The sequence below is a fragment of the Zobellia barbeyronii genome, assembly GCF_018603515.1.
GTDB lineage: Bacteria > Bacteroidota > Bacteroidia > Flavobacteriales > Flavobacteriaceae > Zobellia > Zobellia barbeyronii.
Genome location: NZ_JACATN010000002.1, coordinates 114,335 through 138,871 on the forward strand (window position 1 = coordinate 114,335; position 24,537 = coordinate 138,871).

A 24,537-nucleotide genomic window follows, 5' to 3' on the forward strand; every position below is an offset into this window, starting at 1 on the left:
TTCTTTAATCAACTCATTTATATCAGGTAGTTTCCCATTTGGACACTAATTGGTCTCTTTTCTATAGGACTATAGAGGGTAGTTCGGTCTACTTTTAAAATTGGAACACATAGAAAATGAAAAAGCTAACAAACACTATAGACCATTATACTATTCATCAAGCAAAAACTCACCTTTGGTTTCGGCCGCCCGTAATCCCCATTCTATAATACTAGTTAAAATAGGAGTTAAAGTCTGTCCAAAATCGGTAAGGGAATATTCAACTTTTAGTGGTGGTTTTTTAGTAAAAACCTTTCTGATTACCAGACCGTCCGTTTCCAATTGCTTCAATTGCAAGCTCAATGTGCGTTCTGTTATACCTGGAATTTCTTTGCGTAGTTCATTATAACGTTTTTTGTCCTCTATTAAGTGGGTTAATATAACGCTCTTCCATTTGCCGCCAATAAGTTCCATTGCTGCGCTAGTTGGACAATAGGAAACCTTGTCATTAATTTTTATTCTGGGCTTCTTTTCAAACAGTTCTTTTCTGTTCATATCTTTTTTTGAGGTCTAAAAATATTTTATTCAACACCTATTTTTAATTCTATATCAAATTTACCAAACAGTAAAATAATATGCAACTATATTTTTTATAGTAAAAATTATTTTTATAAAACACTTGTTATCAATGATTTGAAAATATATTTGATACTATACTTTGTGACCGTTATTGCATCAAGTTATTACTATACATACTTTTGTTACTATCATTTTGATAGTACAAATTTAAAAACATAAAACATTCACTAAAATGAACTTAACAGAGATTTTAAACAACCGTTACTCAGTAAAAGAGTTTGATGCTACTAAAAAAATATCAAATTCAGATTTTGAACAAATCAAATCTATTTTACGCTTAAGTCCTTCAAGTGTAAACCTACAACCTTGGCATTTTTTAATTGCAGATACCCAAGAAAGCAAAGAACGAATAACAAAAGGGACACAAGGTTTCTTTCATTTTAATACCCCTAAAGTTTTAGATGCCTCTCATGTAATTGTCATTGCTGCACGTACAAATGCAGATGAGTCTTACATGAATAAAATTTTGGAACAAGAAGATAAAGATGGTCGCTTTTCGGCTCAGGAATTCAAAGACCAAATGCAAGGCGGTCGTAAGTTGTTCGCTGACATTCACCGTTACGACCTTAAAGACCTACCGCACTGGATGGAAAAACAAGTGTATCTAAATATGGGAGCTCTTTTATTAGGTGCAGCCGCAATAGGTATTGACGCGTGCCCAATGGAAGGTGTAGATGTAAAAGCTTTGGATGAGGAGTTTGACTTACGAGAAAAAGGTTACACCACTTTAGCGGTCGTGTCTTTAGGATACAGAAAAGATTCTGATTTCAACGCCAAATTACCAAAATCCAGGTTTCCTGAAGAAACAATTATTACCAAATTATAATCAACATAAAAGGTAGAAATTATGAAGAAGTTTTTAAAAATAGGCGCAGGAATTGTTGTGGTTTTATTAGCTATTGGAGCTGTTATATTTTTCTTCTTTCCAAAAGTTCTTGTAGACCAAACCAATTCAAGTTACGCTAGTGCTGCTAATCTTGAAAAACAAACGGTTTTAGTAAATGGTTACACGGTAAATTTTTACGAAAGCAAAGCGAATAAAGATAAGCCTGTACTAGTCTTTCTTCACGGTATGGGAGATGATAAAAGTAGTTTTTTACAAACTGCTAAATTCTTATCAGAGGACTATCATCTTATTCTACCTGATTTAGCTGGGCACGGTGAAAATGAAAGAAAAGAAGGTTTGGACTATTCCATTGATGGGCAAGCCACTTTTGTAAAGTCATTTTTAGAAAAACTTGGCGTAAAGAACTTTAACCTTATAGGTAACTCTATGGGCGGACATACTGCTGCTGCCTATGCTATCAAATACCCTAATGACGTTAGCAATTTAATTTTATTGGATGCTGCCGGTATAAAAATAGATGACCACGTTGTGTATGGTGGTTTTGGTAAGAAGATTGAAAACAAAGAAGAGTTGGATGCTGTGCTTTCACGCGTCTTTTATAAAGTGCCGGACCTTCCTGGACCTATATCTGATTACATGATAGAAACCATAAACAATAGTAAAGATTTTGTAGATGGCTCTTTAATTCCTGCTATTAAAAACGGAAAGTATTTTAATCTTAAAGATGATGTGCAATCTATAAAAGCAGCAACATTAGTATTACAGGGCAAACATGATGAAGTAGTAAGCTTTAGCGTGGCTGAATACTACAGAGATCATATTCCAAATGCGAAGTTAGTAGTTATTGAAAACGCTTCACATTCACCTCAATTAGAAGTTCCAGAGGAAGTAGCTAATGATATTAAAAAATTCATTTCTAAAACTAAATAAATTATGGAAACAGATACAAAAATTATTCACGCAGCCATTGTCCAATATCACCGTTGGTATCTTTTTTATGAACGTGATTTTGAAGACAAACAGCGACTAGAAAATCAGTTAGAAATTTTAGCAGATGATATAAAAATGAAATCTGCAGCTGGAGAAATGCAAGGCAAAGCGAATTATCCTGAAAGATTAAAAGTTTATAAAGGATGGAAGAATGCGCATCATATTCAAAATATAACGGTAAATAAATTAGAGAACGGTACTATTAATTTAGAAGCTGATATTATATATCAAAATTTAAAGTCAGACGGGTCTAATGACAGTTATCCTTTGCATTACAGCACATTTTTAAAAGAGGCTCCTGGTGCACTTTTACCTGTATTTACAGAAATCAATATCAAGCCTACTGGCGAGATTAAAGACCCAACTTTTGAGGATGCTTATCCAGAAAACCGAATGTTATCTCTTATGCACTACTGGCTCTTAAATATGGAACAGTTAGATGGTAATGTTGCACCTTTTAAAGAATTATTAGCAGATGGTTTTAAACTAAATTTTTCAACAAATAGCGAACCTATTGTTACCGTAGAGCAATTAGAACAATGGTTGAATGGAACACCAAAACAATTGAAGGAAAGCAGTCATTTTCCAGAGAATTTTACTGTAAAAGTAATTTCAGAAAATGAATATGAAGTGAATGTAGATTTTGTTTGGAAAGGTGTAACAAAAGAGAACCAGAAATTAACCGCAACTACCACACACCATTGGATTGTAAAGGATAATCCAAATGACAGATTTGCAAAAATAAAAGAGGCTACAATCATACAAAAAGTGCCTCTTACTCCATTAAAATAAGATACACTTCAATTATAAAGAACATTTATTATGAAAAGCACTATAGTAAAATTTACAGCAAAACCAGAACATAAAGACACGTTTGCAGCAACACTAAAAGAAGCACAAGCTGCAACCCAGAAAGAAGCTGGTAATAAAGAGATTAAAGTATTTGTATCTAAAGCAGAAGACAATGTGTTTTTTGTTTACGAACGTTGGTCTGACAAAGCTGCTATTACATCTCACGATAATGAGCCGCATACAAAAAAGCTAATGGAAGTTGGTAAAACAGCATTACAAACTGCTCCAGACTTTTATTTTCTAGGAGATACAAATCCGTTACCAGACCATTCTAAATCTGCAAACCCAGAAGACGAAGTGTTTATTATTTTCTTCATTTTTAAGTTGAAAACCGAATTTAGAGCACAACTTCTAACACAGTTCGAAGACCATATTACAAATACTAGAAAAGAGGAAGCAGGAAACATCCTTTTTGATTTATACACTGTAGACGACCAGGAAGATACCTTGGCGGTTTATGAGCATTGGAGAAAAGAATCTGATGTTTGGGACATTCACTTTAACCAGCCATACGCAGTAAAAACGGGCAAACTAATGGAAGAAGCTGTCATTGGTGATTTAAAGCAGTATATGAATTTCGTTACAGAAATTTAAGAGAAAATCCCATAATACTAACAACCAATATTATGAAAAAAGCAATTCTATTATTTTCCTTAGCACTTTTAGTAAGCTGCGGAAATCAAACTAAAAAAGAAGCAGTTTCTAATTCGGAAACGCCCGATCACGAACATCCACATCCACACAGCTTAGATGAGAATGGATTGGCTCCTCATACCGAAAATACCATTCACCAATATGCACCAACGGTTGCCTTATTAAATAGTATTTACGAAGGTGATATTACACCAGAACAAATGGTACAACAAGGTAATATTGGTATAGGTACTGTAAATCATTTAGCAGGAGAACTAGTTGCTGTAGATGGTGTGGTGTATACAATTGATGCTGAGGGCGGAATTAAAGTAGCGTCACAAGATTTAGAATCACCAAATATGACGATGATAAATTTTCAACCAAAAAGAACGGTAACTGTTGAAAATATTGAGTCTTATGAAGATTTAACGAAAACACTTCAAAAGTATGCAACTTCAATAAACAGTTTTTATGCTTACCGAATTAAAGGTGAGTTTGGTTATTTAAAAATGGCATCTGCTCATAAAGTAGAAAATGAAGATGTGTCGTTATTTGAATATCTAGATACTCGTGTAATGTACACTAGGGAAAACATTAAAGGGACTTTAGTCGGTTTATTTACTCCAGATTATCTAGGGAATATTGTAATTCCCGGAATGCATTTTCACTTTTTATCTGAAGACATAAAATTAGGCGGACATTTAGAAGACATAAAGTTTGATAAACTTCAGGTTGAAATTCAAGAAGTAAATCAAGTGAATTTACAACTTCCAGAAACCAAAAAATTTAGAACTAGAGAACTAAAACAAGGTGCGGCTCCAAAGGCTACAGCTAAACAAAATGGTAAATAATTTAACCTTATGAAAAATCAACTAATTATAGTATTGACTTTGTTTTTGGGGTATTCAGTTACAGCGCAAAACACAAAAGAAGATAACTATAAAACCGGAGTAAAAATTCTAGAAGAATTATCTGGAAAAGGTGCAGCTGAAGGATTAGAGAAAGTCTTCAAAGATGTCTCCCCAGATATGACCGAGTATATTATTGGCTATGGTTTTGGAGAAATTTATAACAGAGAAGGTTTAGATTTTAAGACAAAGGAACTGCTAATTATAGCAAGTTTAACTACGCAAGCTAATGCTAAGTCACAATTAAAATCGCATATAAAGGCTGCTTTAAAATTGGGAGCAACACCAAATGAGATTTCAGAAACAATGATTTTGTTGAGTCTCTATACCGGTTTTCCGGCTGCAAACAATGGAATTTTTGCTTTGAAAGAGGTTTTAGACGAAGCAAACTATGCTGCCTCTTCTAAACTAAATTCAACAGATCAATTAATTAAAAACTGGGAGTTAGATGGGTTTGTAATGCCAGAATCTATAGTAGCATCACCTACTGAAAATTGGCTATATGTATCTAACGTAAACCAAAATGACAAAGGCTATATAAGTCGAATTACAAAGGATGGAGAAGTAGATAATTACAAATGGGTAACAGGTCTAAATAACCCAGCTGGATTAGCATTATACCAAGATAAATTGTATGTAGGTGATGGCAAGGAACTTCATATTATTGATGTAAAAAAAGGTAAGCTTTTAAGTAGTATTACATCAACAGATGTGGTTTCGTTAAATGACGTTGTGGTTTCTAAAACGGGACAGGTTTTTATCTCTGATATTGCAGGCGGAAAAATTTTCGCCTTAAATAACAACAAATTAGAGGTTTGGTTTCAAACACCAGAAATCAATCATCCAAACGGAATTTTCATACAAAATGAAGATTTAATTATAGCAGATTTTGGAGTAGAATTGTCTTTAGAGTTAACGCCAAATCAGTTTGGTAGTATGTATAAAGTCAATTTGAAAGACAAGTCATTAACAATTATTAAAAGTGCCTACCAATTAGGAGCTTTAGATGGTTTAGCAGCAGTTAAAGATGGATATTTAGTTACAGGAGGCACGGTTAGCGATTTGTTTTTTATAAATAATAATACCAAAAAGTTAGTTGGAAAATTCCCAAAAGGATTAGCAGATATAAGTGTTGAAAATAACGTGTTATATGCACCCATTTTATTCAGTAACAAAATAGAATCTTTTACACTTCCTGTAGCTATAACTAAGGCTAAAATCACAGATGATAATTGGAATCGTATAGAAACCAAAGAACAATATTTAAAATTAGCTGCCGATAATTTTTATGGAGATAAAGACGGTCAATCAGTAGCAACCCACGACGGGCAAATATTTGGTGTTTTTGGCGGAAAAATTTTGACAGGTACCTGGGATTGGAAAGATAACTTCTTCACTAGAACCAGTAAAATTGGAGATTTCGATTTAGGTTATGATGAAATAGTTATTGAAGTAACAACAAAGCAAATGCGCCTTACCTTAAACCAAGGCCAAGGAATGTCAGTCGTTTACGATAAAAAATAATCTAAAAAATAGATAAAATGAAAGCAATCATATTAGAAGAAGCAGGAGGACCAGAAAATCTTCACTTAGCAGAAGTAGAAAAGCCAAGTATAAAAAATAATGAAGTGTTAGTTGCTGTAAAAGCAATTTCATTAAACCCAGCAGATGTTAAGCCAAAGTATGTAGATAAAATGCTGACTATGATGTATGGCGAAAAACGTCCTGTTATTTTAGGATGGGATATTGCAGGAACAGTTACTGAAGTTGGTGATGATGTTACCAATTTAAAAGTTGGAGACAAGGTATTCGGGATGGTAAATTTTCCTGGTGTTGGCAACGCTTACGCGGAATTTGTAGCAGCTCCAGAAGCACATTTAGCCATAATGCCTGCCAATGTTTCTTTTGAAGAAGCTGCAGCTACAACGTTGGCCGCTTTAACCGCATTACAAATATTAAGCGGTAGAGTAAACAAAGGAGATAAAGTTTTAATACAAGCTGGTTCTGGTGGTGTTGGTCATTTTTCAATACAAATTGCCAAAAATATGGGAGCTTATGTTATTACAACATCCTCTGCAAAAAACAAAGATTTTGTACTATCAATTGGTGCAGATGAGCATATAGATTATCACGCTCAAAAATTTGAAGAAGTATTAACAGATATCGACTTTGTTTTAGACACACTTGGTGGTAAGGTTTTAGAAAATTCAGTAAAAGTATTAAAACAAGGAGGTACACTTTTCACCACCTTGGATAAAAAGCTACCAGAAGAAGCTAATACTATTGTAGCAGACAAAAATCTATCTATAAATAATATTCTAGTGCATTCTAGCGCAGAAGACATGAATATTTTAAAAGGCTTACTAGAGAACGGTAGCCTTAAACCTAACATCTATAAAACGTTTGCTTTTGAGAACATGGCAGACGCACATACAGAAGTAGAAAAAGGGCGAACAGTAGGTAAAGTAATCGTGACACTTTAAGAAACTTTTAAAACACATTGAAAATGAAAACACAAGAACAATTACCAAATTATACTCAAAAAATATTTGTAGGTGGCGAATGGAAAGACGGAAAAGGGCCAGCCATAAAAAATATTAACCCTTGGAACCAAGAAGAGTTATTTACTTTGAACGGTGCATCTACCGATGATGTAAACAAAGCATTTGAATTAGCTGTTATAGCACAGAAAAAATGGGCTGCTGTATTACCTCCTGAAAAAAGTAGGATGATGCAAAAATTAGCCGAAGTTGTTAGAAACCGTAAGCAAGAGTTTGCAGAATGGGCAAGAAAGGAAGTAGGTGCAACATTGGCAAAAGGTTATTTTGAAGCTGAATTAGTAGCAAGCGTTTTTGAAAGTAGTGTCCATTTACCATTATTAGTAGAAGGTAAAATATTACCACAAGATATAGAAGGCAAAGAATCGGTTGCAGTTAGAAAACCTTTAGGAGTAATCGGTTTAATCTCTCCTTGGAATTTCCCAGGACAGTTAACTGCACGTACGTTAGGCCCAGCCTTAGCAGTTGGTAATGCTGTAGTGTTAAAACCAGCATCCACATCTATAGTTACGGGAGGGCTAATTTTTGCTTCATTTTTAGAAGAAGCAGGTTTTCCAAAAGGATTATTAAGTGTATTACCAGGTGGAGGAAGCTCTATTGGTACTGCAATTACAAAGCACCCAATCTCTAAACTTATCTCTTTTACCGGATCAACGCCTGTAGGACGTCAAGTTGGTAAAAATGCTCTGGAAGCAGATATTATTAAAAATATCGAGTTAGAATTGGGTGGGAATAGCCCGTTTGTAGTGCTGGAAGATGCAGATATTGATCAAGCTGTAGAAGCAGCTGCATGGGGTAAATTTATGAACCAAGGTCAGATTTGTATGGCTATTAATAGAATTATCATAGAAGATAAAGTCTATGATGAATTTACAGAGAAATTTATAGCCAAAGTAAAAACTTTGAAGCGTTTAGATATGGATGATCCTGATACGTTTATAGGACCTATCATTGATCAAGCTCAGTTTAATACGGTAAAAAACCTAATTGAATCAGCTAAAGCCGAAGGTTATAAAATGGCTTTAGGCGGAGAAGCCGAAGGTTTACATATGCCACCACATATTTTTATTGATGTAGATGAAAATTGTCCGCTATTTAAAAACGAAATATTTGGACCAGCAGTCTCTATTGCAAGAGCGAAAGATATGGAAGATGCGTTACGTTTAGCAAATGCAACAGATTACGGTTTGTCTAGTTCCGTATTTACAAAAGATGAAGGCAAAGGAATGGTTTTTGCGCAAGGCATTGAAGCTGGTATGACCCATATTAATGATCAACCAGTTAATGATAGTGCATATGCACCATTTGGAGGCGTTAAAAACTCTGGTTTAGGTAGATTTAATGGACAATGGGGAGTTAAATCCTTTACCGTTGCACATTGGATTACCATTCAAAAAAAACCAAGAAAATATCCATTTAAGGCATCAGATTTCCAATAGAATACTATATTTAAATTATAAATTTTGCTGTATACTAAGGTCGGTGATCATACGCCTACCCTAGTATACAGTTTTTTTTTGGCTAACTTGCTTGCTAAAATCTCTAATAATAAAATTTAGGATAGAAGTTTCTTGCGAAAACAAAATAAGCACGCGCTTCTTTTAAAGGAATTTAATAAATAAATGGACAACCTTCTTACCTTTTCAATTACCGTATTCACTGGTTTTTTCGCCATAATGAATCCACTTTCCAACATGCCAATATTTTTATCATTGGTTGGAGGGGCGGACAGAAAAACACAACGTACAATTAGTAAAAAAGCAACATTAACGGCTTTTATTATTGTTACTATATTCCTTGTCCTCGGTAAATTTATATTTCTGCTTTTTGGGATTACTATACCTGCTTTTAAAATTACTGGAGGTATTCTAATCTTCTTTGTAGGTTTTGATATGCTTCAATCTAAAAAGTCTAATGTAAAGCACCTAACGGATACCCATATAGACGAGGATCTTGCTATATCCCCCTTGGCTATACCAATTTTAGCAGGACCAGGAACAATCGTTACTGGAATGAATTTTGTGTCAAATGCGGGTTACCTTAAGATTGGCATGGTTATATTTATTTTCGGGCTGCTATGTTGGCTAACCTATTTTTCATTCATGTTAAGTGAATTAGTTATCAAAAAAATAGGTCACAACGTGATATCTGTAATAGGAAAAATTATGGGTTTAATTATTGCTATCATTGGAACCGACATGATTATACAGGGTATTAAAATATCTTTTTCTCTTTCTAGTTAATAATCTATTAATCGAAATTTTTAGAGTTATGAATACTGCAGAAAACAAAAAAAATGCCATAGCTTTTTATAGAATGGCTTACGAAGGCAGCCCAAAAGAAGCTATTGATAAATTTTGTGGAGGTCAATACATTCAGCACAATCCTGATGTGGCTAATGGGCCTCAAGGCTTCATTGATTATTTTGATAGGATGAAGCGGGAATACCCTCAGAAATCTATTGATTTTGTTCGTAGCATAGCCGAAGGAGATTTAGTTGCTTTACATACACACCAAATCTGGCCAGATGACGATCAATACGTTACTATGGATTTCTTTCGGTTTGATGAAAAGGGAAAAATTTGTGAGCATTGGGACTCCATTCAACAAATTCCAAAAATATCCGCTAACCCAAACACCATGTATTAATCGTAGATTATAAGTAAATACGATTAAACGCATTTTACTTTTATATCAACTTTAGGATATACGAATGTTATTGTTCTCTTTATATTCTTAGTTTTATCAATCTATACTATAAATTAATATAACATGACCATTGAAATTTTACATAAGTACGACCTTAATGACCAGATTCAAGAAGAAATTCAGAATTTATATAAGCAGCTGAACGACAAAAATATACAGCGTCCGTTACACCAAATACTTCAAGATGGCAATCATGTAATTTTAGCGGCATGTAAAGAAGAAGACAATATTATAGGGATAGCGCTTTTGGTTACGTATAAAGTAATTTCAGGCTACCGAGGATTGGTCGAGGATGTTGTAGTTGATGCCGAACATCGCGGAAAAGGAATCGGCAGAAAATTAATGGAAAAACTTTTAAAAGAGGCCGAGCATTTAAATATGGATGAAATTCTTCTATTCTCAGGACATCATAGAACACCGGCAATTAAACTGTATAAAAGTCTTGGTTTCACTTTAAGAGAAAGCGGAGTTTACAATCTGAAAGTGCCAAAATCATAAAAAGGTGTATTATACCTTTTTTACATGACGAAGCTGACTTTTTAATTCCTCCATTGATTCTTGCAACTGTCTCAAAAGACCTTTCTCTGTGGTAGCATCTTCGCCAAATGTAATTCTACTACTCACCTCCCAAATCTCCTGTATTTGGTAAGGTTTGATGTCATATGGCGGATAAGTTTCATTAAGAGAAACCAAAGTAACATTATTAGAATTAGGTCTTTTTTCCACTTTTTTCACCAAAACGGCATCTTCTAAGACCACTACATACATTTTATTTTGGCTTACATCATCTATGTGCTCTACTGCCTTGGCCAAAACCCACTCCCCAGACCTTAAATTAGGTAGCATACTGTCTCCGTCAACCTGAAAACCACGATACGTAGCATTTCTAAATTCAGGAATAGGCAAATCAAAAGCAGGAAGTTGTTCGTACCAGCTTGTATCTGCAATGTTTTGTGGATAACCGGCAGCAGCTTTGGCGTTTACCAATACCATGTTGTCATTTCCAGCATTATCTACAGTAACCACCTTTGGAATTACGCTAACTTTAGAAGTCTCCAAGTATTGATTATCACTATCACCAAACAGCCACAACGGATTAATCTTGAACTGCTTTAAAAGTTCCATCACCACTTTACCGGATAACTTAGTACGCCCACGCTCTATATCTGCTGTAGTACTAGATACGCCTAGAAGCTTAGCAAACTCCGCTTGGGTATAGCCCAACTCGCGGCGAATATCAGTGAAGCGTTTTAAAGTGATTTCATTTTCCATATAATTCTTGAATTATCCCTGTTCATAAAAACAATAATAGACTTTATGCTCTCCACTACCCTTTCATTTCCAAATATACACAATTTGGACATACTCCAAAGTTTTATTTGGAATATATCCATATTATGGATTTTTTCCATAAATTTGGAATAAATACAAATACCTACAATGTCGTTATCATTTGATAGAATTAAGGAAAAATTGAACATTCTGGCGGATGCCGCCAAATATGACGTTTCGTGCTCAAGCAGCGGAAGTGTTCGGAAAAACAGTACAAAGGGACTTGGAGACAGTAGCGGTATGGGAATTTGCCATAGCTATACGGAAGATGGTAGGTGCGTTTCATTATTGAAAATATTACTCACAAACCACTGTATTTTTGATTGTGCTTATTGTGTGACACGCAAAAGTAATGATGTGCAACGGGCTGCTTTCAAAATCCAAGAGGTAGTAGATTTGACCATTAACTTCTATCGCAGGAATTATATAGAAGGTCTTTTCTTAAGTTCAGGCATATTCAAAAGTCCAGACTATACTATGGAACGCTTAGTTGCTGTTGCTAAAAAGCTACGGTTGGAAGAGAATTTTAATGGATATATACATTTAAAATCTATTCCAGGAGCCAGTGATGAGCTTATGCGAGAAGCCGGACTTTATGCCGATAGATTATCTGTAAATATTGAAATACCTACTATATCCGGGCTCAAACTATTGGCTCCGGATAAAAAGCATGAAGACTTCACCAAGCCTATGCTAAAGGTGAAAAATGAAATCATCCAATACAAATCAGAGAAAAAAATAATTAAGAGCACTCCAAAATATGCGCCGGCCGGGCAAAGTACTCAAATGATTGTAGGTGCCACCGGAGAATCGGACAAGGATATTATGTACTCCGCCACACATTACTACAAAAATTATAATATGAAACGGGTGTATTATTCTGGTTATGTTCCAGTTGCGGAAGATAATAGGCTTCCTGCTATTGGCACCCAAGTACCTATGCTCAGGGAGAATAGATTATACCAGACAGATTGGTTGCTACGCTTTTATGGTTTTGGTGTTCAGGAACTTTTGAATAACGACCACCCAAACTTAGATATGGATGTGGACCCTAAATTAGGGTGGGCATTACGGAACATGCAATACTTTCCTGTGGATATCAACAAGGCAGATAAAAGTGTTTTGGCACGTGTACCAGGGTTGGGTATGAAATCTGTTCATAAAATAATTAACGCAAGACGATTTAGAAACTTAAACTGGGAACATCTTCAGAAGATTGGTGTGGCACTAAATAGAGCAAAATATTTCATTGTTTGTGAATCCAACAAGTGGGAACATAGAGATATGGAAGGAACTAAAATAAAAGGCTTAATTCTACAGAATTCGGTCGGGAAATTTAGAAAAGAGTATAGTAATCAACTACAATTATTTAGTTGATTTAGCCTTATTGGCAACTAGTGTGAACAGAACAAAATATGAAACTATGAATGCTACAAAAACCTTAATTTACGACGGAAGCTTCAACGGATTTCTAACAGCTATTTTTGTGGCTTTTGATGAAAAAGCACAAATAGCAGATATTCAAAAGAACTCGGCCTCTCAAAGTGGACTTTTTTCTGAAACTGAAACCATTTTCACTCAAATGGACAAGGCTAAAAGAGTATGGAATGGCATTCATAAAAAGAGTCACAACGCCATAAAGGATATCTACTTTGCTTTCTTAAGTGAGAATAAGGGTATTGAACTAGTACTGTACAGATATATTTGCAAGTTGTTTACTTCTGAAACTTCCATTGCCTCTGATTACTCTGATGATATTGTTTTAAAAATAAGTCAATTGGCAAGGTCCGTTGGTCGAGAAAAGCATCGTATGGAGGCTTTTGTACGCTTTCAGTTAACGAAAGATGAAATCTACTTTGCCAATATAGAACCAGATTTTGATGTACTGCCTTTGATATCCAAACATTTTAGATCTAGATATGCAGATCAGCAATGGTTAATTTATGATGTAAAACGTAAATACGGTATTTTCTTTGATTTAAATCAAGTTGAAATCGTATCCTTAGACCTTGATGAAATTTATACCAACAGCCTGAATAAAAGCGCTCATTTTGGTGATGAGGAATATAACTACCAAGACCTTTGGAACAATTACTTCAAAAGTACCAACATCAAATCTCGCATTAATTTAAAACTTCACAAACAACACGTTCCAAAACGTTACTGGAAATATTTGAGTGAGAAAAAGGCAGTTTAGCTTTATTTGCATTTATCTATTGAGGTATCTGGGTTTTATCACACAAAATATAGACTCATAAGCGGTTGACCCCCTTTATTTCAGGTGTTTTCCACGTTTTCCTTAACATAGATATAAGTAAAGGTCACTTCTTTGTTAATAGTCAAAATCGTACCTTTGCAACTTTGCTATTGAAAATGATAAACTACGAAGAAAATATTGAGGTTCAGGGCGCTCGCGTGCACAACCTTAAAAATATAGATGTTACTATACCCAGAGAAAAATTGGTTGTTATAACCGGACTTTCCGGGAGTGGTAAATCTTCCCTTGCTTTTGATACAATTTATGCTGAAGGCCAACGCCGGTACATTGAAACTTTTTCCGCCTATGCCAGACAGTTTTTAGGAGGATTGGAAAGACCTGATGTAGATAAAATTGATGGGTTATCACCTGTTATTGCTATCGAACAAAAAACTACGTCAAAATCACCACGGTCTACAGTAGGTACAATTACCGAAATTTATGATTTCCTCCGCCTGCTTTTTGCACGTGCCGGAGATGCCTATAGTTACAATACGGGCGAGAAAATGGTGAGTTATAGTGATGAGCAGATAAAAGAACTTATAAAGAAGGATTATGATGGTAAGAAAATCAACATCCTTGCTCCTATTATTAAATCTAGAAAAGGACATTATAGGGAGCTTTTTGAGCAAATTGCCAAACAAGGCTTTGTAAAGGTCAGGGTTGATGGTGAAGTAAAAGATATTGTCAAGGGAATGAAAGCCGATCGCTATAAAACCCATGATATAGAAATTGTAATTGACCGTCTAAAAGTGGTTGATTCGGAAGATATGGACAAACGTCTCACCGAATCCTTGAATACCGCTATGTACAGTGGAGACAACGTACTTATGGTCTTAGAAGAAGGTCATTCTGTAGCTCGGTATTTTAGTCGTGACCTGATGTGTCCAACAACTGGCATCTCCTACCCTGTTCCTGAGCCTAATACGTTTTCGTTCAACTCTCCCAAAGGAATGTGTCCTAATTGTAATGGGCTAGGTCATGTTTACGAAGTGAACGAAAAAAAGATATTTCCAGACAAAAAATTATCTATTAAATCTGGAGGAATCGCTCCCTTGGGAGAGTATAAAAATTCTTGGGCGTTTAAACAAATAGAAACTATAGCCAAACGCTATGAATTTGAACTGACAGACCCTATTTCCAAAATTACTGAAGAAGCTATTGATGTTCTTCTTAACGGTGGTCACGAGACTTTTGAGGTCGACTCCAAGAGTTTAGGTGTTAAGCGGAATTATAAAATTGATTATGAAGGTATTGCCAACTTTATTAAAAATCAATATGAGGAAGCAGGCACAACAGCATTAAAACGTTGGGCTAAAGAATATATGGACAAAATTACCTGTCCTGTATGTGAAGGTTCGCGTCTGCGTAAAGAATCGCTTAATTTCAAAATAGACGAAAAGAATATAGCTCAACTGGCACATTTGGATATTGCTGAACTGGCTAAATTCTTCAAAGGTTTAGAAAAGAAGTTAGAAGGCAATCAGCTTAAGATTGCTGAAGAAATCATTAAAGAAATACGAACGCGTATCCAGTTTCTTTTAGATGTTGGATTAGATTATCTTTCTCTAAACAGAAGCTCAAAATCACTATCGGGTGGTGAAGCACAACGTATACGATTGGCTACACAGATCGGTTCTCAGTTGGTTGGAGTGCTTTATATTCTTGATGAACCTAGTATTGGTTTACATCAACGAGACAATACAAGATTAATTAAATCGCTAGAAGCGCTTCGGGATTTGGGTAACTCAGTAATTGTTGTGGAACATGACCGTGACATGATAGAGTGTGCTGATCACGTAATAGATATAGGTCCAAGAGCCGGAAAGCATGGTGGTGAGATTATCTCACAAGGCTCTCCTAAGGATTTAAAAAATGAGAGCACCTTAACAGCTGATTATATTACTGGAAAAAAACAGATTGCAATTCCTGAAAAACGTAGAAAAGGGAATGGTAAAAAAATTACCCTTTCAGGATGTACGGGAAATAATTTAAAGAATGTTTCTATAACGCTTCCGTTAGGTCAAATGATTGGAGTAACCGGTGTTTCGGGTAGTGGAAAATCCACATTAATAAATGAGACCCTCTACCCTATCATGAACGCTCATTATTTTAATGGCGTAAAGAAACCTATGCCCTATAAGAAGATTACTGGGCTAGAGCATATTGACAAGGTAATAGACATTAACCAGTCCCCCATAGGTAGAACCCCGAGATCCAACCCTGCCACCTATACCGGAGTTTTTGGAGAGATTCGTGCATTGTTCTCCAAAACACCTGAAGCAGCCATTAGAGGTTATAAACCTGGTCGTTTTAGTTTCAATGTAAAAGGTGGCCGTTGCGAAACCTGTCAAGGTGGAGGTCTACGGGTTATTGAAATGAACTTTTTGCCTGATGTCTATGTTGAATGTGAAACTTGTAACGGAAAACGCTTCAATAGAGAAACACTAGAAATACGTTATAAAGGTAAATCTATAGCAGATGTTTTGGAGATGACAATCAACGAAGCTGTTGATTTTTTTGAGCTTATACCCAAAATTTATCGTAAGTTGAAGACCATTCAAGACGTAGGATTGGGCTATATTTCTCTAGGGCAGCAGTCCACTACGCTTTCGGGCGGTGAGGCTCAGCGTATTAAGCTGGCCACAGAACTTTCTAAGCGGGATACGGGCAATACTTTTTATATTTTGGATGAACCCACTACAGGACTTCATTTTGAGGATATTCGAGTTTTGATGGAAGTTTTGACTCGTTTGGTAGACAAAGGAAATACCATATTAGTTATTGAACATAATATGGATGTTATTAAAATAGTAGATTATATTATTGATATTGGCTATGAAGGTGGCCGTGGTGGTGGAAAAGTAGTTGCCAAAGGAACACCGGAAGAAGTTGCTAAAGATAAAAAAAGCTACACGGCAAAATACTTGAGACCAGAATTGAATATTCCGGACTAGTCACCAAACACTCAACTGGTAGTTAAAAAAAACTTACAGGTTGAGCAATTAAAGATTAATTAAATTTATGCTGAGTTCAGTTATAAATATTAATAGCTTTACAATTCAATAAAATAAAAACAATAAATTCATCCGCTGAGAAAAAAAAGTAGTCGTTTTGATTTATAAATGAAAACGTTCAATCTAAATCAGAGGAAAAAAATTATACAAATAAGAGTAATTATACATGAGAAAAGAACAACATCACAAAGGTTGGAACGAAATAAAGACTAACGATTCTTGGGCCATATTCAAAATTATGGGTGAATTTGTTATGGGATTTGAAAAAATGGGCTCTATTGGTCCATGCGTTTCTATTTTTGGTTCAGCCCGTACCAAGGCAGGTGATAAATATTACGAACTAGCCGTTAGTATTGCCGAAAGCATAGCAAATGCTGGTTATGGTGTAATAACTGGTGGAGGACCTGGTATTATGGAGGCTGGTAATAAAGGAGCACATTTAGCTGGCGGAACTTCTGTTGGTTTAAATATTGACTTACCGTTTGAACAACATGACAACCCTTATATTGATTCTGATAAAAGTTTAGATTTTGATTACTTTTTCGTGAGAAAAGTAATGTTCGTTAAATACTCTCAAGGGTTTGTAGTTATGCCGGGTGGGTTCGGTACATTGGATGAGCTTTTTGAAGCAATCACTCTTATTCAAACTAATAAAATTGAAAAATTCCCGATAATTCTTGTTGGGAGTGAATTTTGGACTGGTCTTATGGATTGGGTTAAGAACACTATGCTGGAGATGAAAACCATAAGTGCTCATGATTTGGATCTTATTAAAATTGCAGATACAGAAGATGAAGTAGTAGATATCATTGATGCATTCTACAAGGGCCGAAATCTTAGTCCTAATTTTTAATATCACCTTTGAAAATCAAACACCTCATATTTTGCTTTTATCTCGGAACCGTTCTTATGGGCGGTTTCGGAGAATTAGCTGCGCAACACGAAAACGTATTGACAGCCACACTAGATGGGCAAAGTAAAGAAATACAGGTTCAACAAGAATTTACGTATCAGAATAATTCTAACCAAACCTTAAGTACACTGTATTTTAATGACTGGGCTCATGCCTACGCAAGTAAAAATACAGGATTGGCCAAACGGTTTGATGAGCAATTCAAAAAAAGCCTGCACTTGGCCAAAAAGCACGAAAGAGGCTACACTACTATTATAAGTGCGGTAGATAGTGAATATAGAGGACTTCGCTGGCGCCGTACTACCGGTGAGGATATTATAAAAATCGATTTAAACAGTCCATTACCAGCAGGCGAATCTGCTAAACTTTTTTTAACGTACACCATAAAGCTTCCTGAAAATAAGTTTACGCCTTATGGTTATGACAAGAGAAAGAATAGTTACTACCTAAAAGATTGGTATTTAACACCGTCGTATTTTGATGGTGCTTGGCATTTATATTCCAACAAAAATTTAGAGGACCTCTTTACGGGAGTTACGGAAACTACGGTAAATTTTGTTTACCCTAGAAATTTAAACCTTGCCACTAACTTTACTGTTTTAGGAAACAATGGCATCTCCAACGGACAAATGGCCCAGTTAACGGCGGACCATCAAAAGAATTGCGAGATTTTACTTAGTCCGGAAAAGCGATTCATGACCCACGTTACCCCCCAAATAACGGTTATTACCGATATTGAAGCTTTTAAGTATGCAGATGTATTTAAAGGATTATCTATCAATAGGGTTACAGAATTCATAGAGAACAACTTAGGAAAATATCCGCATCGTCAATTATTGGTTAGCCAGTTGGATTATGAAAAGAATCCCCTGTACGGCATCAATCAATTACCTTCTTTTATAAGACCTTATGAAGAGCAGTTTCAGTTTGAAATGAAATTTTTAAAAACTGCACTTATTAACATCTTGGAAGAGACTCTTTTCTTAGACCCTAGAAAAGAACAATGGTTAAGTGATGCTATTGCCAACTATCTAATGATAGAATATGTAGAGGAGTTTTACCCTGACCAAAAGCTGCTTGGAAAACTATCTAAAATATGGGGAGTACGCAGTTTTAATTTGGCGAAAATGAATTTCAACGAACAGTATACATTTTTGTATATGCTTACTGCTCGTACCAATTTAGATCAACCCCTTAGCACCAGTAACGATTCCCTTATTAAATTCAACCAAAAAATAGGTAATAAATATAAGGCGGGACTTGGACTGGCATACCTTGCCAGCTATATTGGCAAAGACAAGGTAGATAAGAGTATTAAGACCTTTTATAAGCACTATAAGCTTAGCCAAGTAAAGACATTGGACTTTGAATCCATATTAAAAAGATCTACGAATACAGATATCGACTGGTTTTTTAAAGACTTTGTGACTACAGATCGCAAAATAGATTTCAAGATTAAAAAGGTAGAAAAAACCGAAGATTCACTTAGGGTTACCATAAAGAACAAAAAAGGGACTAATGTGCCTATTTCTTTGTTTGGGATGAAAAATGATACCGTAGTTTCTAAATATTGGTTTTCTGGCATTAATGATATTAAAACAGTTACCATTCCAAAAAATGGTGAAAAACGACTAGTTCTTAACTATGACCAGAAAATTCCCGAATTCAACCAAAGGGACAACTGGAAATCTTTAGGAGGATTTTTCTCTGGGAATAAAAAGCTGAAATTTACCTTTTTCCGTGATTCTGAGAATCCATATTACAATCAGGTGTTTTACGTACCCATTCTAAATTTTAATATTTATGATGGATGGACGCCTGGTATGCGACTATACAACAAAACCCTATTAGAGCGTCCTTTCGTATACGATTTTGCTCCCTCCTATTCTTTTCGTGAAAACGCCTTTGTGGGCTCGGGAAGAATCTCATACAAAAAGTATCTAAGTAAAAGTGGACTTTATTTGGCTAATTATAGTCTTGGAGGCTCTACCTATCACTTTCAAGAAAATTCCCGATACTCAACCATTACACCTTCTATTACTTTTGGATGGAGACCAGCAAACCTTATTTCTAACAAAAGGGAGTTTTTGCGTTTTAGATATGTAAATGTATTGAGAGATAAAGCGGAGAGTTTAGGTGATTTTGAGACGCCGCCGGATTACAGTATTATGAATGTCCGTTACACCAATAGAAACCCAGGGATTATTAATTATGTTTCGTGGTTTGCAGATGCTCAACATGCAAGCGATTTTACCAAAGTGGCTTTTGAATTGGAATATCGCAAACTGTTTGAAAGTAACCGTCAATTCAATTTCCGTTTCTACGCTGGTAAATTTATTAGAAATAAGACTACAGATTATACAGATCCCAATTATTACAGTTTTGCACTAGACCGCCCCACAGATTATTTATTTGATTATGGGTATTTGGGTCGCTCAGAAGACTCGGGTATTTATAGTCAACAGATTATTATTGCCGAAGGTGGATTTAAATCCTTTCTTCCTCAAGAATATCGTTTTGCAAATGACTATCTAGCCACCATAAACACTAGCGTTAACTTATGGAAATGGATTGAAGTTTATAGTGATTTGGGTTATGTCAAAAACAAAGGTGTAAACGGAAAATTCGTATATGATTCCGGGGTTCGTCTAAACCTTCTTACAGATTATTTTGAACTTTACCTTCCGGTGTACTCAAACAATGGATGGGAGGTCTCGCAACCCAACTACGGTGAGAAAATCAGATTTATTGTCACTGTGAGCCCTAAAACGTTAATTGGCCTGTTCACACGAAAATGGTTTTAGGATTTGGTTGCTGAATTCATAATAAAATCAATTTTTGACAATAGAAAATTATCAATACACTATTGATTTCCGTTCTTTTTTAAATATATTTTGATCAAGTATGTTCTGCAAGCATTGTAAAAATGCTTCTAGTTTGTTATTTTTGTAAAAACTCGTAAAGCTTAAATGGATACTTCGCCTAAAACAAGTAACGATATTACGTTTGATGATTTCAAAACCCAAATCATAAGCGATTACAAAATTGCTGTTCTCAGCAGAACATGTAGTCTATTGGGAAGAAAGGAAGTTTTGACCGGAAAGGCAAAATTTGGAATCTTTGGAGATGGAAAAGAGTTGCCTCAACTGGCAATGGCTCGGTCTTTTAAAGATGGTGATTTTAGAAGCGGTTATTACAGGGACCAGACTTTTATGATGGCTTTGGGCCTTTTGACTCCAAAAGATATATTTCACGGTCTTTATGCTACAACTGATATAGAAAAGGAACCTATGAGTGCAGGTCGCCAAATGGGTGGCCACTACATAACTCATAGTCTTAATGAAGACGGTAGCTGGAAAAACTTGATGAACCAAAAAAACAGTAGTGCAGATATTTCTTGTACTGCTGGCCAGATGCCTAGATTATTAGGCCTTGCACAAGCTTCCAAAGTATACAGAAACCTAAATGGTTTAGACGCTACTAAATTCTCTAATAAAGGGAACGAAGTTGCTTGGGGTACTATTGGTAACGCTAGTACAAGTGAAGGTATGTTTTTGGAAACAATTAATGCTGCAGGAGTACTTCAGGTGCCTATGGTAATAAGTATTTGGGATGATGAATATGGCATTTCTGTACCAGCAAAATTTCATACTACAAAAGAAGATATTTCAGAGATCCTAAGTGGTTTTAAACGTACCGAAGAACAAAACGGTTACGAAATATTTAAGGTTAAGGGATGGGATTACACTGCCCTCATGCACGCCTACGAAAATGCTGCGGATATAGCTAGGGACGAACATGTGCCTGTTATTATTCACGTAACAGAACTTACCCAACCACAAGGTCATTCATCTTCTGGTTCTCACGAACGTTATAAGAATGAAGAAAGGTTAGACTGGGAAAAAGAAAACGATTGCAACAAGCGATTTCGTGAATGGATTCTGGAAACCGGTATCACCACGGACGAGGAGTTAAAACTAATTGAAAAGAATATTGTTAGGGAAGTTCGCTCTGCAAAAAGAGAGGCTTGGTCCGAGTATTTAGAAAACCACAAAGCTCTCAAGAAAAAATTGGTGGTTCTATTGGATAACGCTTCACTGAAAAGTCAAAACAAAAACTTTATTGTTAAGGTTAAAAACGACCTTATTGCCATTGAAGAACCTATTAAAAAGGATTTGGCAGTAAGTTCCAGGAAAGCACTTAGATATTTGATTGGAGAATCATTTCCTGAGAAACAAGATCTATTACAATGGACCAACACATTCCTTAAAGAAACACAACCGTTATATAGCGCCAATTTATACAATGATGGCCCTACAGGAGCTTTAAGCGTTACCGAAGTAAAACCGGAATACGCAGACACTACTGAAAATGTTGATGGCCGTGTTATTCTGCGAGATAATTTTGACAAAATATTTGAAAAATATCCGAATACCTTAGTTTTTGGTGAGGATAGCGGTGCTATAGGAGATGTTAATCAAGGACTTGAGGGGCTTCAGGATAAATATGGTAAGATTAGAGTAGCCGATACCGGTATACGAGAAACTACCATTATTGGACAAGGGTTAGGCATGGCCATGAGAGGGCTTCGCCCAATTGCAGAAATTCAATATCTAGATTATATTTTTTATGCACTGTCTACTTTAACAGATGATGTAGCTTGTTTAAGGTACCGTACCTTTGGAAAGCAAAAAGCACCATTAATTGTGAGAACAAGAGGTCATCGCCTAGAAGGTATTTGGCATTCGGGTTCTCCTATGGGGACGCTAATTCACGCTTTGCGAGGCATGTATATTCTATCACCTAGAAACATGACACAAGCTGCTGGCTTCTATAACACGCTTCTAAAAACAGATGAACCTGCTTTGGTAATCGAAAGTTTGAATGGCTACAGGCTGAAAGAACAAAAACCTACAAACTTAGGAGAATTCTGTACGCCAATCGGTAAAGTTGAAACAATTAAAGAGGGAACCGATATTACATTAGTTTCTTATGGCTCTACACTTAGAATTGTATTACAAGCGGCAGAAGAATTAAAAGAAGTAGGTATTGATGCTGAAGTAATAGATGCACAGACCTTATTACCTTTTGATGTACACCATGACACTTTAGAGAGTATTAAAAAAACAAATAGACTACTTGTAATAGATGAAGATGTCCCTGGCGGATGTTCAGCTTACTTGCTTAACGAAATTATTGAAAAACAAGGAGCATATGCATATTTAGATTCTGCTCCACAGACTCTGACTTCAAAAGCTCACAGACCTGCTTATGGTACTGATGGGGATTATTTTTCAAAACCAAATGCGGAAGATGTTTTTGAAAAGGTATATAATATCATGAATGAATTAGACCCAGAAAGCTTTCCAGAAATACGTTAACTAATTAGTTATCAAACCCATTGGCATATAATAAAGCAACTTTGCTTTAAAACTTTATATACCTATGGGTTTATTTCTTTGAAATGCATTTGGGCAACTTCATAAAAAAGAATACTTTTATATTTAAAGTAAACTCAAAAATAGATGTCTAACACACTTTTAAAAGATATTGGCTTAGCCTTATTACGAATCGCAGCGTCTGCAATGATTGCTGTTCACGGATATGGAAAATTGCAAATGTTGATTAACGGTGTAGAATTTGCTGATCCCATTGGCATTGGTTCAACGCCTTCTTTGTTCCTAGCTGTGCTAGCAGAGTTTGTTTGTCCAATCTTAATCATCTTTGGTTTTAAAACTAGATTGGCAGCAATTCCCACGGCAATTACTATGGGTGTCGCAGCATTTATGGTACATGGAGCTGACCCATTTCAAAAGAAAGAACTGGCACTTATTTATTTTGTCCTATTCGTTTCTATTATCCTCTTGGGCCCTGGAAAATACAGTGTAGATAAAAGATAATTTAGATAATCTTTACCAATAGTTCCTTTAAGAGGTCTGCTTGCGAATTAACGTTAGCGCCAACACCTTTCCCTTTCAAATCCATTTCGCGAAGAGATGATATAACACCACTAACCTTTTTCATAGGGTAGTTACGGGCTGCCGTCTGAAACTCACCAACAAAATATGGGTTAATCCGTAGTGCACTTGCTACGCTCTTAGGAGAATGATCATTTAGACCGTGATATTGTAAAAGTTGAGTAAAAAATGAATGCAACAAAGTTACGGTGAGCACAAAAGGATTATCCTTGGGGTTCTGAGAAAAATAATTAATGATACGCGTTGCCTTTAGCACGTCTCTTTCTCCAATAGCCTTTTTGAGCTCAAAATTATTATAGTCTTTACTGATGCCTATATGGGCTTCTATATCCGCTGGTGTAATCTCGCTCTGTTTTGGCAGCACCAACTGTAGCTTTTCCAGTTCATTATTGATACGACTTAAATCCGTACCTAAGTATTCCGTTAGCAAAATAGCTGCTTTGTGTGATATACTATACCCCCTATTCTGTAAATTTTTTCTAATCCAATCAGAGACTTTATTCTCATACAGTTTCTTACTTTCAAAAAGGACTCCTGCCTTTTGAACGGACTTATATAACTTTTTACGCTTGTCTAATTTTTTGTATTTATAGCAAACCACTAATACAGTAGACATCTGTGGATTATCTACATAAGCCGTTAAATCGTCTATAGTCCTAACAAGGTGTTGTGCCTCCTTAACAATAACCACCTGGCGCTCTGCCATCATGGGGTATCGCTTTGCGTTGGCCACAATATCATCTATAGTAACATCTTTTCCATAAAGCACCATTTGGTTAAATCCCTTTTCCTCTTCGGCAAGGAGTTTTTTCTCAATGTAAGAGGCAATGCCATCAATATAATAGGGCTCCTCCCCAAACAAAAAATATATGGGTTTTATTTTGCCGTTTTTAATATCGGTAACTATTTGTTTTGCTTCATCCAT

21 protein-coding genes are annotated in these 24,537 nt (G+C 35.7%); 18 read left to right on the plus strand and 3 right to left on the minus strand.

Going from position 1 to position 24,537, the window contains the following annotated elements:
- Positions 1 to 150: 150 nt before the first annotated feature.
- On the minus strand, positions 151 to 534 hold the full coding sequence (locus HW347_RS05010; protein ID WP_214610841.1) for a winged helix-turn-helix transcriptional regulator: 384 nt from the start codon (positions 532 to 534) through the stop codon (positions 151 to 153).
- 256 nt (positions 535 to 790) lie between these two features.
- On the opposite strand from HW347_RS05010, the gene nfsB reads away from it, so the two are divergent.
- The 11 genes from nfsB to HW347_RS05065 all read left to right on the plus strand — a co-directional run bounded on the left by nfsB (position 791) and on the right by HW347_RS05065 (position 10,613).
- Complete coding sequence (gene nfsB, locus HW347_RS05015; RefSeq protein ID WP_214610842.1) at positions 791 to 1,444, plus strand: oxygen-insensitive NAD(P)H nitroreductase; 654 nt, start codon at positions 791 to 793, stop codon at positions 1,442 to 1,444.
- 21 nt (positions 1,445 to 1,465) lie between these two features.
- Complete coding sequence (locus HW347_RS05020) at positions 1,466 to 2,395, plus strand: alpha/beta fold hydrolase (protein WP_214610843.1); 930 nt, start codon at positions 1,466 to 1,468, stop codon at positions 2,393 to 2,395.
- Positions 2,396 to 2,398: 3 nt separating this feature from the next.
- Positions 2,399 to 3,247 carry a hypothetical protein gene (locus HW347_RS05025; protein ID WP_214610844.1) on the plus strand — a complete coding sequence of 283 codons (849 nt, stop codon included), beginning with the start codon at positions 2,399 to 2,401 and terminating at the stop codon, positions 3,245 to 3,247.
- A gap of 30 nt (positions 3,248 to 3,277) precedes the next feature.
- The gene (locus tag HW347_RS05030; protein ID WP_214610845.1) at positions 3,278 to 3,901 is read left to right on the plus strand and encodes a putative quinol monooxygenase; all 624 of its coding nucleotides are present in this window, start codon (positions 3,278 to 3,280) and stop codon (positions 3,899 to 3,901) included.
- Positions 3,902 to 3,933: 32 nt separating this feature from the next.
- Positions 3,934 to 4,791 (plus strand): acetolactate decarboxylase, encoded by an 858-nt coding sequence (gene budA, locus HW347_RS05035; protein ID WP_214610846.1) that lies wholly within the window; start codon positions 3,934 to 3,936, stop codon positions 4,789 to 4,791.
- Positions 4,792 to 4,800: 9 nt separating this feature from the next.
- Entirely contained in the window at positions 4,801 to 6,372 is a 1,572-nt protein-coding gene (locus tag HW347_RS05040) for a carboxymuconolactone decarboxylase family protein (RefSeq protein ID WP_214610847.1), read from the plus strand.
- A gap of 17 nt (positions 6,373 to 6,389) precedes the next feature.
- Complete coding sequence (locus tag HW347_RS05045; protein WP_214610848.1) at positions 6,390 to 7,331, plus strand: NADP-dependent oxidoreductase; 942 nt, start codon at positions 6,390 to 6,392, stop codon at positions 7,329 to 7,331.
- Between the two features lie 23 nt (positions 7,332 to 7,354).
- A complete protein-coding gene (locus HW347_RS05050; RefSeq protein WP_214610849.1) occupies positions 7,355 to 8,845 on the plus strand; it encodes an aldehyde dehydrogenase family protein in 1,491 nt (496 codons plus the stop codon).
- A 183-nt stretch (positions 8,846 to 9,028) separates the two neighbouring features.
- Positions 9,029 to 9,649 (plus strand): MarC family protein, encoded by a 621-nt coding sequence (locus tag HW347_RS05055; protein ID WP_155596290.1) that lies wholly within the window; start codon positions 9,029 to 9,031, stop codon positions 9,647 to 9,649.
- Between the two features lie 28 nt (positions 9,650 to 9,677).
- Complete coding sequence (locus HW347_RS05060) at positions 9,678 to 10,055, plus strand: nuclear transport factor 2 family protein (RefSeq protein ID WP_214610850.1); 378 nt, start codon at positions 9,678 to 9,680, stop codon at positions 10,053 to 10,055.
- Between the two features lie 123 nt (positions 10,056 to 10,178).
- Positions 10,179 to 10,613: a GNAT family N-acetyltransferase gene (locus HW347_RS05065; RefSeq protein WP_214610851.1), complete on the plus strand. Its 435-nt coding sequence runs from the start codon at positions 10,179 to 10,181 to the stop codon at positions 10,611 to 10,613.
- Between the two features lie 9 nt (positions 10,614 to 10,622).
- Here the strand turns inward: HW347_RS05065 and HW347_RS05070 are convergent, their stop codons facing one another.
- A complete protein-coding gene (locus tag HW347_RS05070) occupies positions 10,623 to 11,387 on the minus strand; it encodes an XRE family transcriptional regulator (protein WP_214610852.1) in 765 nt (254 codons plus the stop codon).
- 168 nt (positions 11,388 to 11,555) lie between these two features.
- Between HW347_RS05070 and HW347_RS05075 the strand changes: the two genes are divergently transcribed.
- The 7 genes from HW347_RS05075 to HW347_RS05105 all read left to right on the plus strand — a co-directional run bounded on the left by HW347_RS05075 (position 11,556) and on the right by HW347_RS05105 (position 23,534).
- Positions 11,556 to 12,824, plus strand: coding sequence for a putative DNA modification/repair radical SAM protein (locus HW347_RS05075; protein WP_214610853.1), 1,269 nt, complete (start codon positions 11,556 to 11,558; stop codon positions 12,822 to 12,824).
- Between the two features lie 46 nt (positions 12,825 to 12,870).
- Positions 12,871 to 13,644: a TIGR03915 family putative DNA repair protein gene (locus HW347_RS05080; RefSeq protein ID WP_214610854.1), complete on the plus strand. Its 774-nt coding sequence runs from the start codon at positions 12,871 to 12,873 to the stop codon at positions 13,642 to 13,644.
- 176 nt (positions 13,645 to 13,820) lie between these two features.
- Positions 13,821 to 16,661 carry an excinuclease ABC subunit UvrA gene (gene uvrA / locus HW347_RS05085; RefSeq protein WP_214610855.1) on the plus strand — a complete coding sequence of 947 codons (2,841 nt, stop codon included), beginning with the start codon at positions 13,821 to 13,823 and terminating at the stop codon, positions 16,659 to 16,661.
- Positions 16,662 to 16,887: 226 nt separating this feature from the next.
- Positions 16,888 to 17,574 (plus strand): LOG family protein, encoded by a 687-nt coding sequence (locus tag HW347_RS05090; RefSeq protein WP_155596283.1) that lies wholly within the window; start codon positions 16,888 to 16,890, stop codon positions 17,572 to 17,574.
- Between the two features lie 56 nt (positions 17,575 to 17,630).
- Positions 17,631 to 20,438, plus strand: a complete 2,808-nt coding sequence (locus HW347_RS05095) for a gluzincin family metallopeptidase (RefSeq protein ID WP_225901826.1) — start codon at positions 17,631 to 17,633, stop codon at positions 20,436 to 20,438.
- A 165-nt stretch (positions 20,439 to 20,603) separates the two neighbouring features.
- Positions 20,604 to 23,015, plus strand: a complete 2,412-nt coding sequence (locus tag HW347_RS05100; protein WP_214610856.1) for an alpha-ketoacid dehydrogenase subunit alpha/beta — start codon at positions 20,604 to 20,606, stop codon at positions 23,013 to 23,015.
- Between the two features lie 144 nt (positions 23,016 to 23,159).
- Positions 23,160 to 23,534, plus strand: coding sequence for a DoxX family protein (locus HW347_RS05105; RefSeq protein ID WP_214610857.1), 375 nt, complete (start codon positions 23,160 to 23,162; stop codon positions 23,532 to 23,534).
- Position 23,535: 1 nt separating this feature from the next.
- Here the strand turns inward: HW347_RS05105 and holA are convergent, their stop codons facing one another.
- The gene (gene holA / locus HW347_RS05110; protein ID WP_214610858.1) at positions 23,536 to 24,537 is read right to left on the minus strand and encodes a DNA polymerase III subunit delta; all 1,002 of its coding nucleotides are present in this window, start codon (positions 24,535 to 24,537) and stop codon (positions 23,536 to 23,538) included.

Excerpts from the sequence above, each read along its gene's own strand:
- HW347_RS05010 (WP_214610841.1), bottom strand. The coding sequence starts at position 534 with ATGAACAGAAAAGAACTGTTTGAAAAGAAGCCCAGAATAAAAATTAAT.
- nfsB (WP_214610842.1), top strand. The coding sequence starts at position 791 with ATGAACTTAACAGAGATTTTAAACAACCGTTACTCAGTAAAAGAGTTT.
- HW347_RS05020 (WP_214610843.1), top strand. The coding sequence starts at position 1,466 with ATGAAGAAGTTTTTAAAAATAGGCGCAGGAATTGTTGTGGTTTTATTA.
- HW347_RS05025 (WP_214610844.1), top strand. The coding sequence starts at position 2,399 with ATGGAAACAGATACAAAAATTATTCACGCAGCCATTGTCCAATATCAC.
- HW347_RS05030 (WP_214610845.1), top strand. The coding sequence starts at position 3,278 with ATGAAAAGCACTATAGTAAAATTTACAGCAAAACCAGAACATAAAGAC.
- budA (WP_214610846.1), top strand. The coding sequence starts at position 3,934 with ATGAAAAAAGCAATTCTATTATTTTCCTTAGCACTTTTAGTAAGCTGC.
- HW347_RS05040 (WP_214610847.1), top strand. The coding sequence starts at position 4,801 with ATGAAAAATCAACTAATTATAGTATTGACTTTGTTTTTGGGGTATTCA.
- HW347_RS05045 (WP_214610848.1), top strand. The coding sequence starts at position 6,390 with ATGAAAGCAATCATATTAGAAGAAGCAGGAGGACCAGAAAATCTTCAC.
- HW347_RS05050 (WP_214610849.1), top strand. The coding sequence starts at position 7,355 with ATGAAAACACAAGAACAATTACCAAATTATACTCAAAAAATATTTGTA.
- HW347_RS05055 (WP_155596290.1), top strand. The coding sequence starts at position 9,029 with ATGGACAACCTTCTTACCTTTTCAATTACCGTATTCACTGGTTTTTTC.
- HW347_RS05060 (WP_214610850.1), top strand. The coding sequence starts at position 9,678 with ATGAATACTGCAGAAAACAAAAAAAATGCCATAGCTTTTTATAGAATG.
- HW347_RS05065 (WP_214610851.1), top strand. The coding sequence starts at position 10,179 with ATGACCATTGAAATTTTACATAAGTACGACCTTAATGACCAGATTCAA.
- HW347_RS05070 (WP_214610852.1), bottom strand. The coding sequence starts at position 11,387 with ATGGAAAATGAAATCACTTTAAAACGCTTCACTGATATTCGCCGCGAG.
- HW347_RS05075 (WP_214610853.1), top strand. The coding sequence starts at position 11,556 with ATGTCGTTATCATTTGATAGAATTAAGGAAAAATTGAACATTCTGGCG.
- HW347_RS05080 (WP_214610854.1), top strand. The coding sequence starts at position 12,871 with ATGAATGCTACAAAAACCTTAATTTACGACGGAAGCTTCAACGGATTT.
- uvrA (WP_214610855.1), top strand. The coding sequence starts at position 13,821 with ATGATAAACTACGAAGAAAATATTGAGGTTCAGGGCGCTCGCGTGCAC.
- HW347_RS05090 (WP_155596283.1), top strand. The coding sequence starts at position 16,888 with ATGAGAAAAGAACAACATCACAAAGGTTGGAACGAAATAAAGACTAAC.
- HW347_RS05095 (WP_225901826.1), top strand. The coding sequence starts at position 17,631 with ATGGGCGGTTTCGGAGAATTAGCTGCGCAACACGAAAACGTATTGACA.
- HW347_RS05100 (WP_214610856.1), top strand. The coding sequence starts at position 20,604 with ATGGATACTTCGCCTAAAACAAGTAACGATATTACGTTTGATGATTTC.
- HW347_RS05105 (WP_214610857.1), top strand. The coding sequence starts at position 23,160 with ATGTCTAACACACTTTTAAAAGATATTGGCTTAGCCTTATTACGAATC.
- holA (WP_214610858.1), bottom strand. The coding sequence starts at position 24,537 with ATGGATGAAGCAAAACAAATAGTTACCGATATTAAAAACGGCAAAATA.